Annotated in this window: 15 protein-coding genes; 9 read left to right on the top strand and 6 right to left on the bottom strand. The window is 38.2% G+C overall.

The genetic code is table 11. The features are described from left to right. Window positions 1-5 precede the first annotated feature (5 nt). From J2X31_RS11670 to J2X31_RS11640, 7 genes are all read left to right on the top strand, one after another. The gene (locus tag J2X31_RS11670) at window positions 6-1,607 is read left to right on the top strand and encodes a hypothetical protein (RefSeq protein WP_310026915.1); all 1,602 of its coding nucleotides are present in this window, start codon (window positions 6-8) and stop codon (window positions 1,605-1,607) included. 13 nt (window positions 1,608-1,620) lie between these two features. Then, window positions 1,621-3,258 (top strand): family 16 glycosylhydrolase, encoded by a 1,638-nt coding sequence (locus J2X31_RS11665; protein ID WP_310026914.1) that lies wholly within the window; start codon window positions 1,621-1,623, stop codon window positions 3,256-3,258. Between the two features lie 80 nt (window positions 3,259-3,338). After that, on the top strand, window positions 3,339-5,636 hold the full coding sequence (gene bglX / locus J2X31_RS11660; protein WP_310026912.1) for a beta-glucosidase BglX: 2,298 nt from the start codon (window positions 3,339-3,341) through the stop codon (window positions 5,634-5,636). A 218-nt stretch (window positions 5,637-5,854) separates the two neighbouring features. After that, window positions 5,855-6,610: a glycoside hydrolase family 16 protein gene (locus J2X31_RS11655; RefSeq protein WP_310026911.1), complete on the top strand. Its 756-nt coding sequence runs from the start codon at window positions 5,855-5,857 to the stop codon at window positions 6,608-6,610. Between the two features lie 337 nt (window positions 6,611-6,947). Next, window positions 6,948-7,526 carry a Crp/Fnr family transcriptional regulator gene (locus tag J2X31_RS11650; RefSeq protein WP_310026910.1) on the top strand — a complete coding sequence of 193 codons (579 nt, stop codon included), beginning with the start codon at window positions 6,948-6,950 and terminating at the stop codon, window positions 7,524-7,526. 83 nt (window positions 7,527-7,609) lie between these two features. After that, window positions 7,610-8,083, top strand: a complete 474-nt coding sequence (locus J2X31_RS11645) for a DUF2147 domain-containing protein (protein ID WP_310026909.1) — start codon at window positions 7,610-7,612, stop codon at window positions 8,081-8,083. 12 nt (window positions 8,084-8,095) lie between these two features. Beyond that, window positions 8,096-9,061, top strand: coding sequence for an NAD-dependent epimerase/dehydratase family protein (locus J2X31_RS11640; protein ID WP_310026907.1), 966 nt, complete (start codon window positions 8,096-8,098; stop codon window positions 9,059-9,061). 120 nt (window positions 9,062-9,181) lie between these two features. On the opposite strand, the gene ligD is transcribed toward J2X31_RS11640, so the two are convergent. Both ligD and ku read right to left on the bottom strand, forming a co-directional pair. Continuing rightward, complete coding sequence (gene ligD, locus J2X31_RS11635) at window positions 9,182-11,767, bottom strand: DNA ligase D (RefSeq protein WP_310026906.1); 2,586 nt, start codon at window positions 11,765-11,767, stop codon at window positions 9,182-9,184. 10 nt (window positions 11,768-11,777) lie between these two features. Continuing rightward, window positions 11,778-12,569, bottom strand: coding sequence for a non-homologous end joining protein Ku (gene ku / locus J2X31_RS11630; protein WP_310026905.1), 792 nt, complete (start codon window positions 12,567-12,569; stop codon window positions 11,778-11,780). Window positions 12,570-12,761: 192 nt separating this feature from the next. On the opposite strand from ku, the gene J2X31_RS11625 reads away from it, so the two are divergent. Next, window positions 12,762-14,321, top strand: a complete 1,560-nt coding sequence (locus tag J2X31_RS11625) for a T9SS type A sorting domain-containing protein (protein WP_310026904.1) — start codon at window positions 12,762-12,764, stop codon at window positions 14,319-14,321. Window positions 14,322-14,403: 82 nt separating this feature from the next. After that, complete coding sequence (locus J2X31_RS11620) at window positions 14,404-14,829, top strand: cytochrome c oxidase assembly factor Coa1 family protein (protein WP_310026903.1); 426 nt, start codon at window positions 14,404-14,406, stop codon at window positions 14,827-14,829. Here J2X31_RS11620 and J2X31_RS11615 read toward each other — a convergent pair. From J2X31_RS11615 to J2X31_RS11600, 4 genes are all read right to left on the bottom strand, one after another. Next, window positions 14,826-16,424 (bottom strand): tetratricopeptide repeat protein, encoded by a 1,599-nt coding sequence (locus J2X31_RS11615; RefSeq protein ID WP_310026902.1) that lies wholly within the window; start codon window positions 16,422-16,424, stop codon window positions 14,826-14,828. The two genes, J2X31_RS11620 and J2X31_RS11615, sit on opposite strands and share 4 nt — an antisense overlap. Before the next feature lie 231 nt (window positions 16,425-16,655). Further along, on the bottom strand, window positions 16,656-17,873 hold the full coding sequence (locus J2X31_RS11610) for an ATP-grasp domain-containing protein (RefSeq protein ID WP_310026901.1): 1,218 nt from the start codon (window positions 17,871-17,873) through the stop codon (window positions 16,656-16,658). A gap of 3 nt (window positions 17,874-17,876) precedes the next feature. Continuing rightward, complete coding sequence (locus J2X31_RS11605) at window positions 17,877-19,307, bottom strand: leucyl aminopeptidase family protein (protein WP_310026900.1); 1,431 nt, start codon at window positions 19,305-19,307, stop codon at window positions 17,877-17,879. Next, window positions 19,308-20,447, bottom strand: coding sequence for an alpha/beta hydrolase (locus tag J2X31_RS11600; RefSeq protein ID WP_310026898.1), 1,140 nt, complete (start codon window positions 20,445-20,447; stop codon window positions 19,308-19,310). Window positions 20,448-20,690: the final 243 nt, after the last annotated feature.

The raw sequence follows: 20,690 nt of genomic DNA, 5'->3' as shown, positions 1-20,690 counted from the left end.
TTAATATGAAAAATTTGAAATACATTTTTAGCTTGTTTTTCCTTACAATTCTTTTGAGCTGTACAGGGGAAGATGATGTAACGAGCCTAGACGGCATTGAAGCACCATCAAACATTTCTGCTCTGTTCACCATAAAGCAGGACAACTCTGGTCGAGTGACCATCCGACCAAATGGTGATGGATTGACTTCCTATGAAGTATATTTTGGAGACGGAACCCTTGAACCTGCAATGATTCCAGCTGGAGGTGTTGCCGAGCATATTTATGCCGAAGGTGTATATACCGTAAAAATCTACGGAATTGCTTTAAACGGTTTAAAAACTGAATTTACACAGCAATTGACAGTTTCCTTCTTGCAACCAACTGATTTGGATGTAACCATTACTCCAGGTGCCAGTCGCTCGGTTACGGTAACAGCAAAAGCAAACCTGGAGACTTTCTTCCAAGTATATTTTGGAGAAGATCCTGATCAAACCCCTGTGGATTTTATGGAAGGTGAAACCGTTAGCCACATCTATGCCACAGCAGGAACCTATGAAATAAAAGTAGTTGCTTTGAGTGGTGGTGCCGCAACAACTGAATATACCGAAACCATTGTAGTGTTTGATTTAGGACCTGCTCCAGATCCTCTTCTAAATGGTGCAGATGTTATTTCGCTATTCAGTAATGCTTATGACAATGTTCCGGTAGACACATGGAAAACCGACTGGTCAAGTGCAACCCTAGAAGATCTTCAAATCAGCGGAAATGACACAAAAAAATATTCTAATCTAACATTCGTGGGTATCGAAACCGTTACTTCTATGATTAATGCCACACAAATGACGCATTTCCATACCGATATCTGGTCGAATAACTTAACCGAATTCAGAATAAAACTTGTAGATTTTGGAGCCAATGCAGCCTATGGTGGTGGCGATGATGTTGAACACGAAATTGTAATTTCAAATCCTGCTCAAGAGCAATGGGTTGGAATTGATATTCCTTTAAGTGCATTCACAGGACTAACAACCCGTGCCCATATTGCACAGCTAATTTATGTTGGAGCTCCAGCCGGAACTGCAAGCGTTTATATTGATAATGTTTATTTCTACAAACAAAGTGCTGTTCCAACAGTTGCAGCACCAACTCCTACTCTTCCAGCATCTCAAGTGATTTCGATGTTTAGTAATGCCTACACAAATGTAGGAGTTAATACATGGAAAACAGATTGGTCTAGTGCTGCTTTGGAAGAAGTTCAAATTGCAGGAAATGATACTAAAAAATATTCAAATTTAGACTTCGTAGGAATCGAAACTACAGGAGCTAATATGATCAATGCTACAAGTATGACACATTTTCACACCGATATATGGACTGGAAATGCAACTACTTTCAAAATCAAGTTGGTCGATTTTGGAGCCAATGGTGCTTATGCAGGTGGAGATGATAAAGAACACGAAATTGTGATTACCTCACCAGCCCAAAACACATGGTTGAGTTTAGATATTCCTTTGAGTGATTTTACAGGACTAACCACAAGAGCCCATATTGCACAGCTTATATATGCAGCTGTTCCTACTGGATCGGCAACGGTTTACGTAGACAACGTTTATTTCCATAATTAATAAATAAAATAAGATGAAAAAATATATCAAGAATATAGCAATAGTACTTACGGTATTATTGACTTTTTCAAGCTGTCAGGACGACGATAAAACCTTTGGAGACATCAACTCTCCAAGTGGAATCGAAGTGGAAGCGGTGATCCTAGGTGTTTCCGAAGAATTTCCAGATGGAGATGGTTCTGGTAAGGTAGATTTCACTGCAAAAGCCAAAAATGCTACCAACTTTAAATACATCTTTAGCGACGGTACCGAAATCAATTCGCCTAGCGGAATAGCTAAAAAAACATTTACAACGGAGGGAACTATAACCTATACCGTAACCGTTTTAGCTTCGGGAACAGCTGGCGTAAGCTCAAGTATGAGTTTTGAAATAACTGTTTTCAGTAACTTTAAAGATCCTGCGGCAATAGATTTCTTAACAGGTGGAGGTTCTAAAAAATGGTACTTCGCTGCAAATGAAGTAGGTCATCTTGGTGTAGGTCCCAACAACGACAACGCTGGAGAAAATGGTTCACCAATTTGGTATGCCGCACAGCCTTTTGAAAAAGCGGGAAGCCCTGATAGCTCTTGCTTGTATGACAATGAGCTTACTTTTTCTTTAGTAGATGGTCAATTGAAATATGAATTGGATAACGGTGGAAGAACATTCTATAATGCCGCTTTCCATAGTTTTGGAGGTGGAGATTTGTGTCTTGATTTAAACACTTCTGGACAGAAATCAGTATTCTTGAGTCCATCGGAATCTGTATTGACACCCGATCAAAGCCGTAAAACAACAATGACATTTTCTGATGGAGGCTTTATGGGCTACTTCGTCAACCAAACTGTTTATGAAATTATTGAAATTACAGAAAATAGAATGGTTGTTCGTGCAATAATGGGGAATGATCCAGCTCTAGCGTGGTATCATATTTTCACAACTACAAAACCTGTGCAAGGTGGCGGTGGTGTTGGAGAAACTTTTGAAAATCTTGTTTGGGCAGATGAATTTGATGTTCCTGGTGCTCCAAATCCTGCCAACTGGGGTTATGACCTTGGTGCTGGCGGATGGGGTAACGGCGAATTACAATTCTACCGCGATCATGCCGACAATGTAAAAGTAGAAGGTGGTTTCCTAAAAATAACAGCTAAAAAACAAACTTTCAGCGGAGCTCCATACACTTCTGCTAGAATCAAAACAGAAGGAAAACAAGACTGGACCTATGGAAAAGTAGAAGCTCGTATAAAACTTCCTGAAGGAGTAGGTACTTGGCCAGCCTTCTGGATGCTTGGCTCTAACTTTAGTCAAGTGAGCTGGCCTGCCTGTGGCGAAATAGATATCATGGAGCACAAAGGTTTTCAACCGGGCATAATCCATGGAACCTTGCACTATCCTGGCTTTTCAGGCGGAGGTGGTCCAACTCAATCTACAACGGTTGCCAATGTGTCAAGTGAATTTCATAACTATTCTGTAATATGGACGGCTTCTACAATCAGGTTCTTTGTAGACGATAACTTGTTTCACACGTTCAACAATAACGGAACAACTCCTTTCAATGCCGATTTCTTCATCATCCTAAATGTAGCAATGGGTGGAACATTTGGAGGACCAGTTGATCCTGCATTTGTTCAGTCAACCATGGAAGTTGATTACGTGAGAGTTTACCAATAAATACCAAAAACAATTCAAAAAAAGGAGGTTAGTCCATCTAGCCTCCTTGTTTTTGAATCCAATAATCCAAAAACAAAACAATGAAAAAAAGGTTTCTATATACATCCGTTGTCCTAACAGCACTTGCCTTGTTTAGCCAAAATGCATCGGCTCAAAAAAAATCCAAAAAAGTTATAAAACGAAATCCAATCGAACAAAGGGTGGATTCCATTTTAAAACTGATGACCTTGGAAGAAAAAGTGGGTCAGATGAACCAATACAATGGTTTCTGGGAAGTAACTGGTCCTGCTCCAAAAGACGGACAGGCGGCTAAAAAATACGACCACCTCAAAAAAGGTTTGGTCGGATCGATGCTGAATGTTGTAGGAGTAAAAGATGTAAAAGCCTTGCAAAAAATTGCCGTAGAGGAAACCCGATTGGGTATTCCGCTTATTTTTGGGTATGATGTCATCCATGGCTACCAAACCATAAGTCCTGTTCCGCTTGCCGAAGCTGCAAGTTGGGATTTGGAAGCCATAAAAAAATCAGCGGCATTGGCAGCCGAAGAAGCTGCCGCTGTCGGTTTAAACTGGACATTTGCTCCAATGGTCGATATCTCGCGTGATGCTCGTTGGGGTCGTGTGATGGAAGGTGCTGGTGAAGATACTTATCTTGGAAGCAAGATTGGCGTGGCAAGAGTACAGGGTTTTCAAGGAGAGAATTTTTCAAGCTATAAAAATATACTGGCTTGTGCCAAACATTTCGCAGGTTATGGCTTTGCCGAATCTGGACGCGACTATAATTCCGCTGATGTGAATCACTCAACCCTACACAATATAATTCTTCCACCCTTCAAAGCAGTTAAAGATGCAGGTGTCAGAACCTTTATGAATTCTTTCAATGAGTTGGATGGAATTCCAGCAACTGGAAACAAATACCTTCAAAGGGATTTACTTAAAGGCGAATGGAATTTTACAGGTTTCATGGTATCCGATTGGGGCTCGATGGGCGAAATGATCGCTCACGGTTATGCCAAGGACAACAAGCATGCCGCCGAATTGGCCGCCAATGCAGGTTCGGATATGGATATGGAATCGAACGTATATGTTGAATATCTGGTAGAATTGGTAAAAGAAGGAAAAGTAAAACAAGAAGTGATTGACGATGCGGCAAGAAGAATCTTGAGAGTAAAATTCGAACTAGGCTTGTTTGATGATCCTTATAAATACTGCGACGAAAAAAGAGAAAAAGCAACTCTTGGCAATGCCGTCATGCACGAAGGTGTTTTGGATATGGCCAAGAAGTCAATTGTATTGCTAAAGAATCAGAATAATTTGCTTCCGCTAAAGAAATCCGGACAAAAAATTGCCGTGATAGGTGCTTTGGCAAACGACAAGAGCAGTCCTCTTGGCGGATGGAGAGGGGTTTCTAAAGATGGTAGTGCCGTTTCGGTTATAGAAGGTCTTCAAAAATACAAAGGAAACGAAATTGTTTATGAAAAAGGTGCCGATGTATATCTAGGAACTCCCGTTTTTGGTTTGGAAACAAAAATCAACACGACCGACAAGAGTGGTTTTGACAAAGCCGTAGCGACTGCCAAAAATGCCGATGTTGTAATCATGGTACTTGGTGAAGTAGGCTTTCAAACTGGAGAAGGACGAAGCAGAACCAACCTTGACTTGCCAGGTGTGCAACAGGAACTTCTGGAAGCCGTTTTCAATGCAAATCCAAACATTGTTTTGGTTCTAAACAACGGTCGTCCCCTAACCATCACTTGGGCAGATGAAAATATTCCAGCCATTGTAGAAGCTTGGCAATTGGGAACTCAAAGTGGCAATGCAATCGCTCAGGTTTTATATGGTGATTATAATCCAAGCGGAAAACTTCCAATGACCTTTCCAAGAAGCGTTGGGCAAGTGCCAATCTATTACAATCAAAAAACAACCGGACGTCCCGGACCAGGTGGAGAAAGCGTTTTCTGGTCGCATTTTATCGATGAAAAAAACACCCCGCTCTACCCTTTCGGTTATGGTTTGAGCTATTCTAAATTTGAATATTCCGATTTGAAAGTAAGCAATACCTCTTTTACTGCCGATGGAAAAATAACCGTTTCTGTGAATGTAAAAAACAACAGCAATGTCGAAGGTAAAGAAGTGGTTCAGATGTATTTGAAAGACCTTTTTGGAAGTGTAACAAGACCTGTGAGGGAACTAAAAGGCTTCGAGCTAGTTTCGCTTAAAGCAAATGAAACCAAAACAGTAACCTTTACAATCGATAGCAAGTTGATTGAATTCTATACCGCAAACAACAAATGGGAAGCCGAACCAGGCGATTTCAAAGTATTCATCGGAGGAAGCTCGGATGCTACATTGGAAGGAAGTTTTGAATATAAAGGTTAAAGTTACAGGTTATAATAGGTTATAGGTTAAAAGTTGACAGGTTATGGGTTTAAAAGGTATTGTCTAAGCAGAAAACCTCTTAAATTTTTAAATAATAAAATTAAACACAGATTCAAATAAGTTCACAGATTCAAAAAAAAAATCCGTAAAATCCGTAAAATCTGTGGCAAAAAATTTAGTGCAAATTCGTGCAATTCGTGTCAAAAAAAGAAATTAAAATGAAGAAAATTTTAGTCTTATTAATTATATGCAATATCTCATTTGCTCAGCAAGCGAAGCGAAAATTAGTTTGGGAAGAAAACTTTGATGGCAAAGCCCTAAACGAAAAAGTCTGGAACATCGAAATTGGTGACGGATGCCCAAACTGTGGCTGGGGAAACAACGAACGCCAACTCTACACCAAGGACAATCATAAATTGGTGGGTGGAAAACTAGTGATTACTGCAAGGAAGGACGGCGATAAATATACCTCAACCCGAATCACCACAAAAGCAAAAAAGGAATTCCAATACGGAAGAATCGAAGCCAAAGCAAAACTTCCTGTTGGCCACGGCATTTGGCCTGCCTTCTGGATGCTTGGCTCCAATATCGACAAGGTGGGATGGCCTAAATGTGGCGAAATAGATATCTTGGAATACGTAGGTCGTGAGCCGGATATGGTTTTTACGTCGCTTCATACAAAGGACAGCCACGGGAACACCATCAATACCAAGAAAACAAAATTTGAGGACATCGAGGAAGGCTACCACATCTTTTCAGTAGATTGGACAAAGGATAAAATGGACTTTTTTGTAGACGGAAAATTGGTTTACACGTTCGCTCCAGAAAACAAAACTGAAGAAATTTGGCCCTTCAACCAACCATTTTATATTCTAGTAAACATGGCAATCGGAGGTAATTTCGGAGGTCCTGAAGTTGACGACAGCATTTTTCCTCAAGAATTTATAATCGATTATATAAGAGTGTACGAATAAGGTTTGAGTTAGTTTATTTGGTAAATGGCACAGGATATTTATTCTGTGCCATTTTTTTTTGCCACAGACTTCATTGCTTCAAAAGATTTTTCTCAGATGAAATCTGTATAATATATGGGTTCTTTTTTCAAATTATTTACGAGTTTATAGTTATTGTTTTGAGGTTTGTAAGTAAATTTTGTATATTTTTACTTGAAGAAAGCTTTGTCTATATATATTTATGTAGAATAATAATGGCTCTTATCAGACATATACAGCCTTTTTTGTGTAGATATGTCTGATATCGTCAGATATATAAACAAGTTGGTGGCAATTTTAAACAGACAGCATACAAAAAATGACAGAAACATTTTTTACATATACCGACAAAATTGTGAACTTCACAAAAGCTGATAAAGAACTATTGGCTTCTGCATTGTCTTTTAGACAAGTGACCACAAAAACTGAACTTGTTTCATACGACAAGCGGACAGACAAATTATTCTTCTTACTCAAAGGTTGCCTTAGAAAATACTATGTAAAAGACGGACAACAAATAACGGTTTACATAACAACTGAAAATAGTTTTATTGGTGCTTTTGACAGTTTTATTACCGGAACTACAAGCAAAGAAACCATTGAAACACTTGAGCCTTCCGAATTGCTTGTCCTCAACAAAAAAGACTTGGACAGGCTCTATAAAGAAATTCCGCTAATGAACGAGTTTGTGCGAAAGACTTTAGAACTAACGTTAATTCAGTTTCAACAAGCATTAACATCTTTCATTTTAGACAGTCCTGAAGAACGATATACAAAATTGCTGTCTCAAAATCCTGAAATCCTGCAACGAGTTCCGCAACATATGCTTGCCACCTATTTAGGCATTACAGCCACTTCACTGAGCCGTATCAGAAAAAGAATTGTAGAAAAATCGTAACCGTTTTTCTTTCTTGTCTTTTGTAAACGTTTTTACCTTTCTCATCTACCAACTTTGCATTGTAAAATAAAACAATTCAAAGTATGGACAACATCAATTTAGGATGGAGAAGCCTTAATAAAGGCAAACTCACCACAATGCTCATAGGCTTTCTATTTCTAGGCCTGACACTTACTGCCCAATCTTCCAAAACAGCTATTGTTGGCACTTGGCTTAACCAAGAGAAAGCTGCCAAGGTTGAAATCTATCAACAGGGTGAAAAGTTCTTTGGTAAAATCGTATGGCTTAAAGAACCAAACGAAAATGGCAAACCAAAAACCGACATTAAAAACCCTGACAAATCAAAACACAACGACCCAATCATAGGATTGGTAATGTTGAAAAATTTTGAGTTTGATGGTAAATCCACTTGGGAAAACGGCACCATTTACGATGCACGAAGTGGGAAGACCTATTCTTGCTATTTGACACTTCAAGCCGACAATACACTTAAAGTTCGTGGCTATGTAGGTATTTCACTATTCGGGCAAACTAGCATTTGGACAAAAAGTAATTAAATAAATAGTAGAATGAAACAAGTATTTGTAACAGGTGGGTCGGGTTTTGTAGGTCAAAATCTAATCCCAATGCTCATAAAAAATGGCTACAAGGTAAAAGCGTTGGCACGTTCGGCACAAGCCATTCAAAAGGTAGAGCAATTAGGTGCAACAGCCGTAAAAGGCGATTTAAATGATAAACAAGCTTTGACAAATGGTGTAAAAGATTGTACTTCGGTATTTCACTTAGCGGCTTCGGTTGATTTTTTTGCTTCCGAAAAAGAACTTAAAAAACTGCACGTTGATGCAACTGAACTTTTATTGAATGTAGCCCAAAATGCTAATATTCAAAGGTTCGTGTATTTAAGTGCCGCTTCGGTAATTATGAATGGTAAACCAATCGTAAACGCTGACGAAACCTTTGTTTCAGACAACATTATTGACGGTTATTCACGAACAAAACTACAAGCCGAAAAATTGGTATTGAAAGCAAACAAAAAAAACTTTCAAACCATTGCAGTAAGACCACCATTAGTGTGGGGCAAAGGCGACCCTAACACATTGGTTGGTGTTATGGAAGCCACTAAAAAAGGAAGAATGCAATTTATTGATGGAGGCAAACACCGATTAGTAACGTGCCATGTTGCCAACGTTTGCCACGCTTTAATCTTAGCTGACCAATCAGAACAAAACGGTAAAACCTATTTTATTACAGACGGTGAAACACCTGTATTCAAAGACTTCATTAAAAAATATGTAGCTACTCAAGGCATAACCGTTCCTGACAAAAGTGTTTCGTTGGCAATGGCAAAACGTGCGGTGACTGTAATGGAATTTGTATGGAAAACATTTAATTTGAAAGGACACCCGCCACTTTACAAAGGACTTGTAAATGTATTGGGTGTAGAGTTTATTACAAACGACAGCAAAGCAAGAAAAGAACTCGGATATAAAACATTTGTAACAATTGAGCAAGGACTTGACCTAATGAGAAAATAAAAAAAATGCCACCAAAATCGGCTTGGCATAATGGGGGCTAACGTGCTTAATTGAACGTTAGTCCTTTTTATTTACATTTGTGCTTCTAATACCTCCACCAAGCTGAAAAACGTTCAAAATCTACCCCATCCCCTTCAAAACCTCCTTCAAATCAACAGCATCCGAAAAGAAATCCTTCCACAGATCGCCTTTCTCCTCTAACCTTTTGGTGATGGTTTTAAGGTTGAATTTCTTGAGGTCTAGTTTATTGTTTACCTCATCCCAATCTAACGGAACACTGATTGTTGCACCTTCTCTCGGACGAAGTGAATAGATACTGGCCATGGTTTTTCCTTTTCCGTTTTGTAGAAAATCTAGATAAACTTTGCCTTTTCGCTTGGCCGGCATTCTTTCGAGACTTGTTATTTTCGGTAAATCGCGGTGTACCATCTGGCTGACCAAATGCGAGAAATTGCGGGTTTGATTGTAGGTGTATTTCGGCTTGACCGGAATAAAAACATGCAAGCCATTGCCTCCCGAAGTCTTGATATAGGCAGGAACCTTGAGCTGGTCGAGGATTTCTTTTACCTTGAGTGCCGTGGCAATTACGTTCTTCATCGGAGCATCCTTCGGGTCGATGTCGAAAATAATATAGTCGGGATTGTTGAGCGAACCTACCCTACTGCTCCACGGATTGAGCTCGATGCATCCCCAATTGGCCATAAACAATAAGGTGTCCTTGTCTTGGCAAAGCAGATATTCAATAGATTCTTCCTTGGAATCTGATTTTATCTTTCGGGTCTTGATCCATTTTGGCACCTTTCCGGCCACATCCTTCTGAAAAAAACCTTCGCTTTTGATTCCGTCTGGCGTTCTTCTTAGAGATTGTGGTCGGTCCTTGAGATACGGCATGATATAATCTGCGACAGCATCATAATAGTTAATTACATCGCCTTTGGTAATCTTTAAATCGGGCCAAAACAACTTATCTAAGTTTGTAAATTCTACCTTATCACTTCCTTTTTTAGTTGTAGATTTTTTTGATGGCTTACTTCCAGACTTTGATTTATTTGCTATTGTTTCGGCTTCTATTTTCGGCTCTTCGATTGTAACTTCGGATGCTTTCTTGTCGTCCCGCAAACCTAGATAAACAGGATGACGCATGCTTCCTGTCTCGGTGAACTCCGAAAACTTGATTTGGGCTACCAATTCGGGTTTGACCCAATAGATGCCTGACATTTTTGGTGGTTTGATAAATGGAGCCGTTTTGCGTTCAATCTTGGCTAGTTTTTTTCTTAAATCGTCCAATATTGCTTCTGTAAAACCTGTTCCTACTTTGCCTGAATAATGAAAATCTCCATTCTTATAATAGCCACAAAGCAAGGCTCCAAGTCCTTTCCTGCTACCTTTAGGATCGGTAAATCCGCCAATAACCATTTCCTGCTGTTGGTCGGTTTTGATTTTTAGCCAATCCTTTGTTCGCTTTCCGTCGTGGTATTTTGAAGTCGCTTTCTTGGCGATGATTCCTTCTCCGTTTTTCTTTTTTATATCTTCGAAAGCCTTGATTCCATTTCCAATTACATGATCGGAATAGATGATGCTCTTGTGTTTGGGAAGCAATGCCTTGAGTATTTTTTTTCGATCGAGTAATTCCAATTGACGTAGATCGAACCCTGCGAAATACAGGATGTCAAAAACATAGAACTTCAGTTTTCCCTTGTCGGGGAAATCTTCCAGATGTTGCAACCATTGAAAATTGCTCTTTCCTTTGGCATCTTCCGCCACCACTTCTCCATCGAGAATCATGTCCTTGTTGATGGTTTTCAGTGCTTCCACAATAGCAGGATATTTTGCATTGAAGGAGATGCCATTTCTAGAAATAAGCTGTACATCATTTTCTTTTATCTGAGCCAATGCCCGATAACCATCAAATTTAGTTTCAAAAAGCCATTCCTCGTTATCAAAAGCCTCATCGGCAAGGGTGGCCAATTGTGGTCGCCAATCGTATGGGAATTTTGTCAGTTTTACAGCATCTTCCAAATCAGAAGCCGTAAAGCCAACGGTTGAAGTATCCTCTTTGGCAGTACTTTTATTTTTGGAAGAAGTTCTTTTGGAAACTGTTTTATCATCTCCTGGCCTTTTGGTTTCGCCCCAAACCGCATCAGTCTTTTCGATTCCTTTAAAATCCAATCCAGACAAAACCGAATTGCCTTCAAATTCTTTCTGATTTGCATAATCGTCTTTTGCTTTCATCAAAAGCCATTGCCTGTTTTCGCCTTTCATCCGAACGATGTGCCAAGAACCTTTCAGTTTTTTGCCTTCGAGCGTTACTTTTATAGAACCTTCTTTGAGTTGTTTTCGCAAAACACGTTTGTCTTCTGCCAAAGTAGTTGAGCCTTCGGCATGATAGGTTCCGATGTCCCAAACCATAACTGTTCCGCCACCGTATTCGCCTTTGGGAATCGTGCCTTCAAAATCGATATAATCCATCGGATGGTCTTCGGTTTGAACCGCCAATCTTTTATCAGAAGGATTGGACGAAGGTCCTTTTGGAACCGCCCAACTCACCAAGACACCATCTATCTCCAACCGGAAATCATAATGCAAACGAGAAGCGGCATGCTTTTGAACCACAAAACGCAGCTTGTCCTTGGAGCTTTTCTTAACTCCTTTTGGCTCTTTCGTCTTATTAAAATCGCGCTTCTCGTTGTATTTTTCAAGTGCCATAGCTTTTGAATTAGTTTTTAATCGCTTCCAAGCTTGCTTTTAATTGTTCCAACAAATCATCAGCGGCAGTTTTAGAGGTTTTAGGTTTTGCTTCCGTTTCTTTTGTAGTGGTTTTTTTGCCTTTTGGTGCTTTTGATTTTTTCTTGATGAGTTTCATCAATTCATCTTTGTAAGTATCTTTGTATTTTTCGGGCTCAAACTTTTCGGTCAATTGATCGATAATTGTCAATGCCATGTCAAGTTCTTTCTTTTCAATTTTTATATTCGTTGGAATTTTTGCTTCCGATGAATCACGCAAATCTTGATCGAACCTGATTTGGATCAATAAAATCGCATCGTCCTCCACCTTCAGGATTCCTAAATGTTCGGTACTCCTCAATACAAACTTGCATAATCCGACCTTTCCCGACTTTTTTAAGGCCGCCCTTAAAAGTGCATAAGTTTTGTTTGCCGCCTTTTCTGGTTCTACTATATAAGGCTTTTCAAGGTATTGTGACGGGATTTCATCTTCCAAGACAAATTCGAAAATATCGATAGTTTGGGTTTTCTCGGGCATCGCTTTTGCAAAATCTTCCTTATCTAGAATTACATAATCACCATTTTCTTTTTTGTATCCTTTCGCAATGTCGTCCCAGGAAACTTCCTTTCCGTCTTTTTTGCAAACCCGAACATATTGAATGGCACATTGGTCCTTTTTCCTGATCATATCCAAATCTATCCGATGCGTCACGGAACCACTGAACAAACGAACAGGAATATTCACAAGTCCGAAACTAATACCACCTCTCCATAATGCTTTCATATCATTTAATTTAAATTGTTTTTCTGTTTTTGGGAAACGAAAGTTATTATTTCTACATTTGAATTCATTATAGTATTCCTTTCTTTTCTTTTAATATTTTATTTAAAACCAATGATATTATCAGAAAAGAAAAAAAGTAAGCAACCTTTTACGTGTTTTTACATCTGAATAGAAACCAACAAAAACAAAAAAATGAAGATAAAATTACTACTACCGCTATTTTCTATTTGCATGTTTATCAGCCAAGCTCAAAATGTTGAATGGCTTGATACACCAACAATAAATTTCGACAGTAATGCTGGCTTGATTGGCTACAACATTGCTTCGGATGCTTTTGGAAATGTTTATATGACAGGATTCAAGGACAATACTTTTGTATATGAAAACATCATGGGAACCCAATTCTACAAGAAATACGACACTGATGGGAATTTGCTTTTCTCAAAAGAAATCAATGGCAATGTCAATGTTTATAACTTGGAAACAGATTCTGCAGGAAACGTAATCATGATGTTAGGTTTTGTAAACAATATCAGTATCGATACTTTGGACCTGATCAGCATCAATCAGGGTGTCAATTATATGATGGTGAAATTTAATCCTGCCGGAAATGTTCTTTGGTTCCATGAATTTTATTTACCCAATTCGTCTGTTTCGAGTGCTAGAGGAATTGCTGTTGATGCAACAGACAATATCTACGTGAGCTATGATGATTTTATGAATTCCTATATTGAAAAATTCAGTCCTTCAGGAGAAACCTTAACTACCATTACCCAAGGATTTGTGAAATCAATTTCCTCTTTGAGTGTAGATAATGCTGGAAATATCTATGTGGCTGGTTCTTGTGCAGAACCCGGAGCAACTTTCGGAAACGTACCTGCTCCACTTCCTGGTGATTTACCTTATAACGTTTATATTGCCAAATATTCTCCAACAGCAGTATTTCAATGGGTGAAATATCTGGATAACATTACATGTCCGTTGCCTCAAGTGAAAGCAAAATCTCCAGACGAAGTATATTTGACTTCAGAACTTTTTGAACCGTATTCGTTTGACAATATTGTTGCCCAAGGACCTGTTGACGGGTATCAGGACACTTATATTGCCAAGCTAAACTCAACAGGGAATTTTCAATGGGTTCGCGAAGTTCCTGGTTCTGGATCGCTGATGAGTGGCGAAAGGAATATACTGGATTTGGATGCTGAGGGAAATATCTATTTTGGAGGTTATACGACGGGAACAGTCAACTGGAGCTCAACCATTACAACCTCAACCATAGGGTTTAGCAACAGGGATGCAATTGTATTGAAATATAGCCCTGATGGCGAAATCTTAATGGCAAAAACCTTTGGAGGCGATGATGAAGACCGGATTGACGGCATTAATATTGGGACTGATGGCTCCATCTTTGTTGCCGGACTTGCTTCCGGAAATGTTGCTTTTGATGGTTTTTTGGTTGAAGCCGATGAATACGAACGCTATCCTTTTGTAGCCAAACTAACAAATCAAACCCTGAAGAATCCAGAAGTTGATGCTTTGCAAATTGTTCTTTATCCGAACCCATCCTCGGATTATATTTATTTTTCGAATGCTCCGGAAAACTTAAGCGGAAGCATTTTCAACGTCTTGGGACAAAAAGTAAAATCTTTTGAGATTAAAAGCAATCAGCCTATCTTGGTAGCTGACTTGGCCGATGGAACGTATTTTATAAAACCAGATGGCTTAAAAACTTTGAAATTCATCAAATCATAAAAATCAAAATGTTATAAAATATATAATTCTTTAACCGCCATTCTGAAACTTGATTACATTTGGTAGTACCAATCGTAAAACAATGAACGAATTAATCCGAGAAAAGAACTGGGGAAAAAGAAATTGGAAATGGCTTGTTCCTATAACGGCGCTCCTGATTTTAATTATTGCTTTTCTATCCCTCACTAGCGGTTTGACCAGTTTTGCACAAGCCTACACTGAACCTTCGCTTTATGAAAATGCATTGGAAAAAGCCCGCCAAAACAAAAGAGTGATTCAAGTTCTAGGCAATCTCCAACCCGTTGATAAGTTGACGATTATAGAAGGTAATGTCGTTTATGCCGAAGATAATAACGCTGTTGACCTCACTTTTAGAGTAACGGGAACCAAGGGAAAAGGTAAAATGGATGTTACTGCTGTAAAGGACAACGGCAATTGGAAATACGAACTGATCAAGATTCGGATTAAAAATCCTGAAGAGGAGATTGTTGTAGTTGAAAAAAATTAAACACTCGCCAAATAACTATTCAAAGAAACATCTTCAGGAATTCCAAGTTTCTGGATAATCCTTTCCTTTCTTTTCCTACAGGCTTCAAGTGTAATGCTCAACATCGAGGCTATTTCTTTCGAAGTCAGATCCATATAAATATAGGCAATGAATCGAATATCATTGGGAGTCAGATCAGGATGCTTTGTTTTTAGTTTTTTCAAAAAACTGTGGTTGACCTCTTCAAAATGAAGTATAAAATCTTCCCAGTCATTATCGGCCTTGATGTGATTCTTTAGTGTCTTGATATGGTTGATTAGTATCTTATTACCAGAAAGTTGAGGAATATCCGAAAGTGAATTTAAGATTTGCTCCAATATTTCGTCCCTTCCGGAAGAAAACAAAGCCTTTGAAGATATCTTTTGATTTTTGAGTTCAATTTCTTTCAGCAGTCGTTCTTGCTCCAACAACGCAATTTCTTCCTTTTTCTTCGAAATAAGGTTATCATCAATTTCTTTCTGGAGCTTTAACTCAATGATTTCCTGATTGTGCTGTGCAATCACTTTAATCTGCTTGTTTTTAATTCGCTGTTGTCTGAAAACGAATATTAAAAATAAAATCACTATAACTCCTATGGCTAAAATGCTGTAGAAAAAGTTACGTTCAGAGGCTATCTTGATGTCTTTCTCGGCAATCTCCCTTTGGTAATTCTGCATCTGGAATTTTACCTCATTGGTTTTAAAAAGCTGGCTGTTTTTGATTTCGTGCAACTTTCTGTCGGTTGCATTTATGGAATCCTTATAGCGAATGGCTCCTTTATAATCCTTCATCTCAAAATAGATTTCAGACATTAGCTGGAAAACCTCATTTTTTATTTCAAGATTGGGCTTGTCTAAAATAGCTTGGAAGGCATATTCTAAAGCCTTATTAAAGTCCTTTTCCTCAAAATAGGACCTTGCAATAACGATATGAAGATGCACAACATTTTCAGGATATTGGTCAGCATTGATGGTTTGAAGTAATTTTAAGGCGTCTGTTCTGGCCTTTGCTGTATTACCCGAAAGCAAATCATTCTGGATTAAAACAACCGAAGCAAAATCCCTGATATCCTTGGCATCCTTGAGATAAATCAAGGATTGCTTTACATAATTTCGGGCCTGTGACAGTTGTTTTTTATTATTGGCCAATTCTGCAAGATTGATGTAGCTATACCCAACCTTGACCGAATCTTTTAGCTTCAGGGATAATGCAAGAGCCTGTTTTAGATAGTTTTCAGATTTATCATATTTTTTTTCACTTGTATAAATTATGGCAATATTATTAAGGATAATGAACTCATAACTCGGATCAAGATGCTTTACTGCGATTTCATGGCTTTTAAGATAATAGGAAAGTGCTTCGCCATAATCCAGCATCATATAATAGTTTCCGCCTATGCTTTGTATAGAAGAAAACATCTGTTCATACCAAAGATTTTTTTCGGCAATGGCCCTTGCTTCGGTTAAAAGTTCAAGGGATTTAACATGGTCTTTTTTCCATAAGGCACGAAGACCTTCAGTGATAAGCGAATCACAATGCTTCTTTGAGTCTATAACTGCAAAGCAGGAATAAGACATAACCAAAAAGGTTATGATGTAAAATTTTTTTAAGATTTTATTACTTCGAGTCATTTTACAAATTTAATGCATTGATTCTATTTAATACAACAGGATACTAACGGATTGTAGTTAAATTCTATCTTTCTTTGACGAAAAAGTGCCCAATTTGTTTCATATGCTTCTCTAAAATCAAAAAAAAGCTGTCCGATAAAATACGGACAGCTTTTATCATACCTAATTATTTTTTTGTCAATGCAGGTTTTTTACACTTTCTTGCTTTGCAACTGCTGCAAAATCACGCACCAAACGATCAGCATAATTGTCTAACAATTCCAATACTTTTTCGTGTTTATCCGAATTTACAATTAATCCGGCATGATATTCCAGTGGCACCCTGAAACATACTTCTTCATCTGAAAAAGAAGACAAATCTGGATATTCATATTTGGATAAAGTCAATACTATTCCTGCATAATTTTTCTTTGGTTTTGGGAGTTTATAAGTTGTATCTCTAATTAAAGCATCTTCAATTTTAGCCCATTCTCCCCAAAGATTGATTCCCGAAGCGGCCTCGACCATTTCTGCCAAATGAGCTCCTCCAACTCGTGAAGAAGTTTCCAAGAAATAAATTTTTCCATCTTCCTTGCATTTGATAAATTCCGTATGTGTGGCTCCGTGTTTCATTCCGAAGGCTTTCATTACAGCCTCGTTCTGCTTTTTGATGGCTTTGTCATCGGCAGAATTATATTCGATGTTGGCACTTCTGAAAATGCCACCACCTTGGGAAATTTCCATCGGAGTGGCCAAATATTTAGAAGTAACGCTAAACAAAACCTTGCCTTCCAGATTCAATCCATCACAATGATAGACATCGCCAGGCTTGAACTGTTCCACCAAATATTTAAAGCGATTGTTTCCCAGCTCGTTGATGTGCAACCACAAACTTTCCTTGTCGTGCACTTTTATAATTCCCGATGCCGAAGCTTCTGAACGCGGTTTTAGAACCCATGGAGGCGAAACTGTATCGGCAAAATCATTGATTTCATAATCATTAAAAAGTGGTGCAAAGGCAGGAATTGGAATCCCGAAACTTTTGGCTCTCATTCGCATTGCCAATTTATCACGGAAATAACGGCCAGTTGTTTGTCCCATTCCATCAATACGAAGATTTTCACGCAAAAAAGTAGCCTTTTCAACATCAAAATCATCCAAAGCGACGATGGCATCGATCTTATGATTCTTCATCAAATTTCCGACACCTAGCAATAGATGCTCCAAATTCCAATCGATGTCCTGACCTTCCATATAGAAAACCTCGTCTATATATTCAAATGGCCAAGGCTTGTTTCGAAGTTTCTCCGAAGTAACTAAAAATACTGTATTTCCGAGCTTTTTTAAATTGATTAAAAAATCAGCTCCTTTGAAATAATTAGAAATGCAAACGAATGTTTTAGTAGAATTTTCCATAGCTTAAAGATTTTCAATAAATTTAGTTAATAAATGTACACCAAAGGCTGTTGCATGTTTACTCTTTGCAAATTCGTCGTCCCCAAAAGCTACTCCCGCCACATCCAAATGGGCCCAGGCTTTATGTTCGTCTGTAAAATATTCTAAAAATTTAGCGGCACTGATGGCTCCAGCAACAGGCTTTCCGCTGTAGTTTTTCACATCGGCAATATCACTTTCAATATCCGATTTATAACTGTCCCAAAGTGGCAATTGCCATAAACGTTCTCCAACTGCATCTCCAGATCGTTGCAGTTTTTGAGAAATCTCATTATTATTTGTGAACAAAGCACCACATTCAAATCCTAAAGTTGCGACACTGCTTCCCGTTAAAGTAGCAATATCGACAATGATTTCTGGTTTATAATTTTTGATAAGATACGACAAACCGTCTGCTAGAATCAATCTTCCTTCGGCATCGGTATCGATAATTTCTATTGAATGTCCACTGTAACTTCCAATCACATCACTCGGCAAAAAAGCTTTGCTGTCGACAGAATTTTCGCAACAAGGCACAATCGCCGTCACTTTTACTGGAAGTTTTAAATCGGCAATCAATCGCATCGCACCAAAAACCGCCCCACCACCAGCCATATCACATTTCATATGAACCATTCCTGCGGTTTTAATGTTCAATCCTCCAGTATCAAAGGTGATTCCTTTTCCTACCAAACCGACATGTTTAGTTTTTGCATCCGTTTTTTCTGGAACATATTCCATAATGACAAACTGTGGTTCCTTGTCGCTTCCTTTTCCTACCGATAAAAAAGCTTCAAGACCTTTTTCCTTGCAGGCTTCTGCTCCAAGGATTTCTACCTTAAAGCCAAATTGTTTTCCATTTTCAGTTGCCCATTCCGCTAAATACTTTGGTGTGACTACATTTGGAGGCAAATCGACCAAATTGTAAGTTTCCAATTGGGCTTTTGCAATCTTGACGGCTCTTGCAGCAGTTTCAATAAAATCAGTTTTTGAAAACAAATTCAATTCAAAACCTTCCAACAGAAAAGGATGCTTATCACTCTTCTTGAAATGTCCAAAATTATAAGTTCCAAGCATCAAACCAGAGATACTTGCTTCTACTTTATCCTTATCAAATTGTTCTGGCAACACCAAAACTACTTCTTTCCCAAAAACATCTTTATGTTTGGAGGCAATTCGTCTGAAAATTGTTTTTAAGGATTTATAATCAATCTCTTTTCCCAAGCCAATAAAAACGTGTGTACAATCGTATTTTTCAACCAGGTAATGCGTATCTTTTTTTCCATAGAACACTTTAGAAACAACCGAAACACCGTGAAACTCAATTGGCACCAAACTTTTTGAATGGGTTTCGAAAACCGGAATCAAGATTGTTCCTGAATATTTCTCTAGGGTATTTATGTTTTTTGTTTGCATTTAATTGTCTTTAGTATTAAAAAATAACCATTCAATTGCTTTCGGAAACTCATCACTCCAGTAATTCTCACTGTGTTTTCCTTCCATATTGATGCTCAATTTTATCTTCATCTTATCGTTGATGAACTCGCTTTTGAGTATCTTTTTCTTGAATCTCTTCACATGATCAATCATTGTGGCACTTTCATCTCCTCCTGCATAGAGGTAGATTTTGGTATCTTGAGCCTCTTCTTCAAAATCATTATTGATGTTCATTTTAGGAACCACCCATAGTGAAGGTGAAAAAATCATCAATTTTCCATAAACTTCCGGATACATCAGTCCGCTGAAAATACTCACCAAACCTCCCATCGAGCTTCCTCCGATTCCTGTGAATTCCCGCTCTGGTTTTGTCCTGAAATTAGCATCAATAAAGGGCTTTAAAGTATCGGTTACAAAACGGATGTATTGTTTTCCTTGTCCTGAACCCAAAATGGTTTTCCCTACATTGTACTCCTTTATCCTGTCCTTTTCGGCATGCTCGATGGCGATAACGATGATTTTACCAATCTTATATTCTGCCATAACAGCAAGCTTCTTATCTATTTCCCAATTGCCATATTTAGCTTTTTCGTTGAAGAGATTCTGGGCATCCTGCAGATATAAAACCGGATAGCTTTCGCTCGAAAGATCATAATCGTGTGGCAACAACGCCCAAATTTTTCGCTTTTTATTGAGCTGTGGGATTTCGAATTCATCTGAAATCAACTTCACCTGTGGCAGAAAATCGGGCTTGAACGGAAGCCAATTTTTTCTCCATTTCGCTACGTGTTCCTTCCTTACACCAGAATTTTGCTTACACGAACGGTTTTCCGTCCTATTTCCGTATTTGTCGATTTCAACCTCACTCCAATCTCCTTTAGTAAATTTGTAGAGCAACTCCTTTGGATAAACAAAATCATGCGGAAACTTGAAGTGATACAGACCCTCTCCTATTTTTTCCATCAAAAATTCCTTGTCCTGAGTTCGCCATTCATTAAAATTCCCGGAGATGTAAACTGGTCTAAAATCATCTTCATCTGTAGTGAGTAGGATATTCAGCTGTGGCTCGGTAATTTCTTTTTCTATCTCGTCTAAAATCGTATTGTTATCGGAATTCATAAAATGCAAAAAAGCTATATTTATCTTTATTAAAAAGTAAATATAGCTTTTTGGTTGTTGAAATAAAAGAAAGTTATAACAGAAAAACGAGAATTACTGATATTAAGTAAATGAAGTGCATTTTTTGAAGAAAAAATAAAAAAAATAGTATTTAATTCAAGTTGCTATTTAATTGATTTGTTTAATTGGAGCCCGAAGACAAATAAAGTTAGTTTTATCAGAAATCCTTCCAGTGTAACTGCA

This window comes from Flavobacterium arsenatis (assembly GCF_031456785.1).
Lineage (GTDB): Bacteria > Bacteroidota > Bacteroidia > Flavobacteriales > Flavobacteriaceae > Flavobacterium > Flavobacterium arsenatis.
This window is presented reverse-complemented; position numbering and strand designations above follow the sequence as displayed.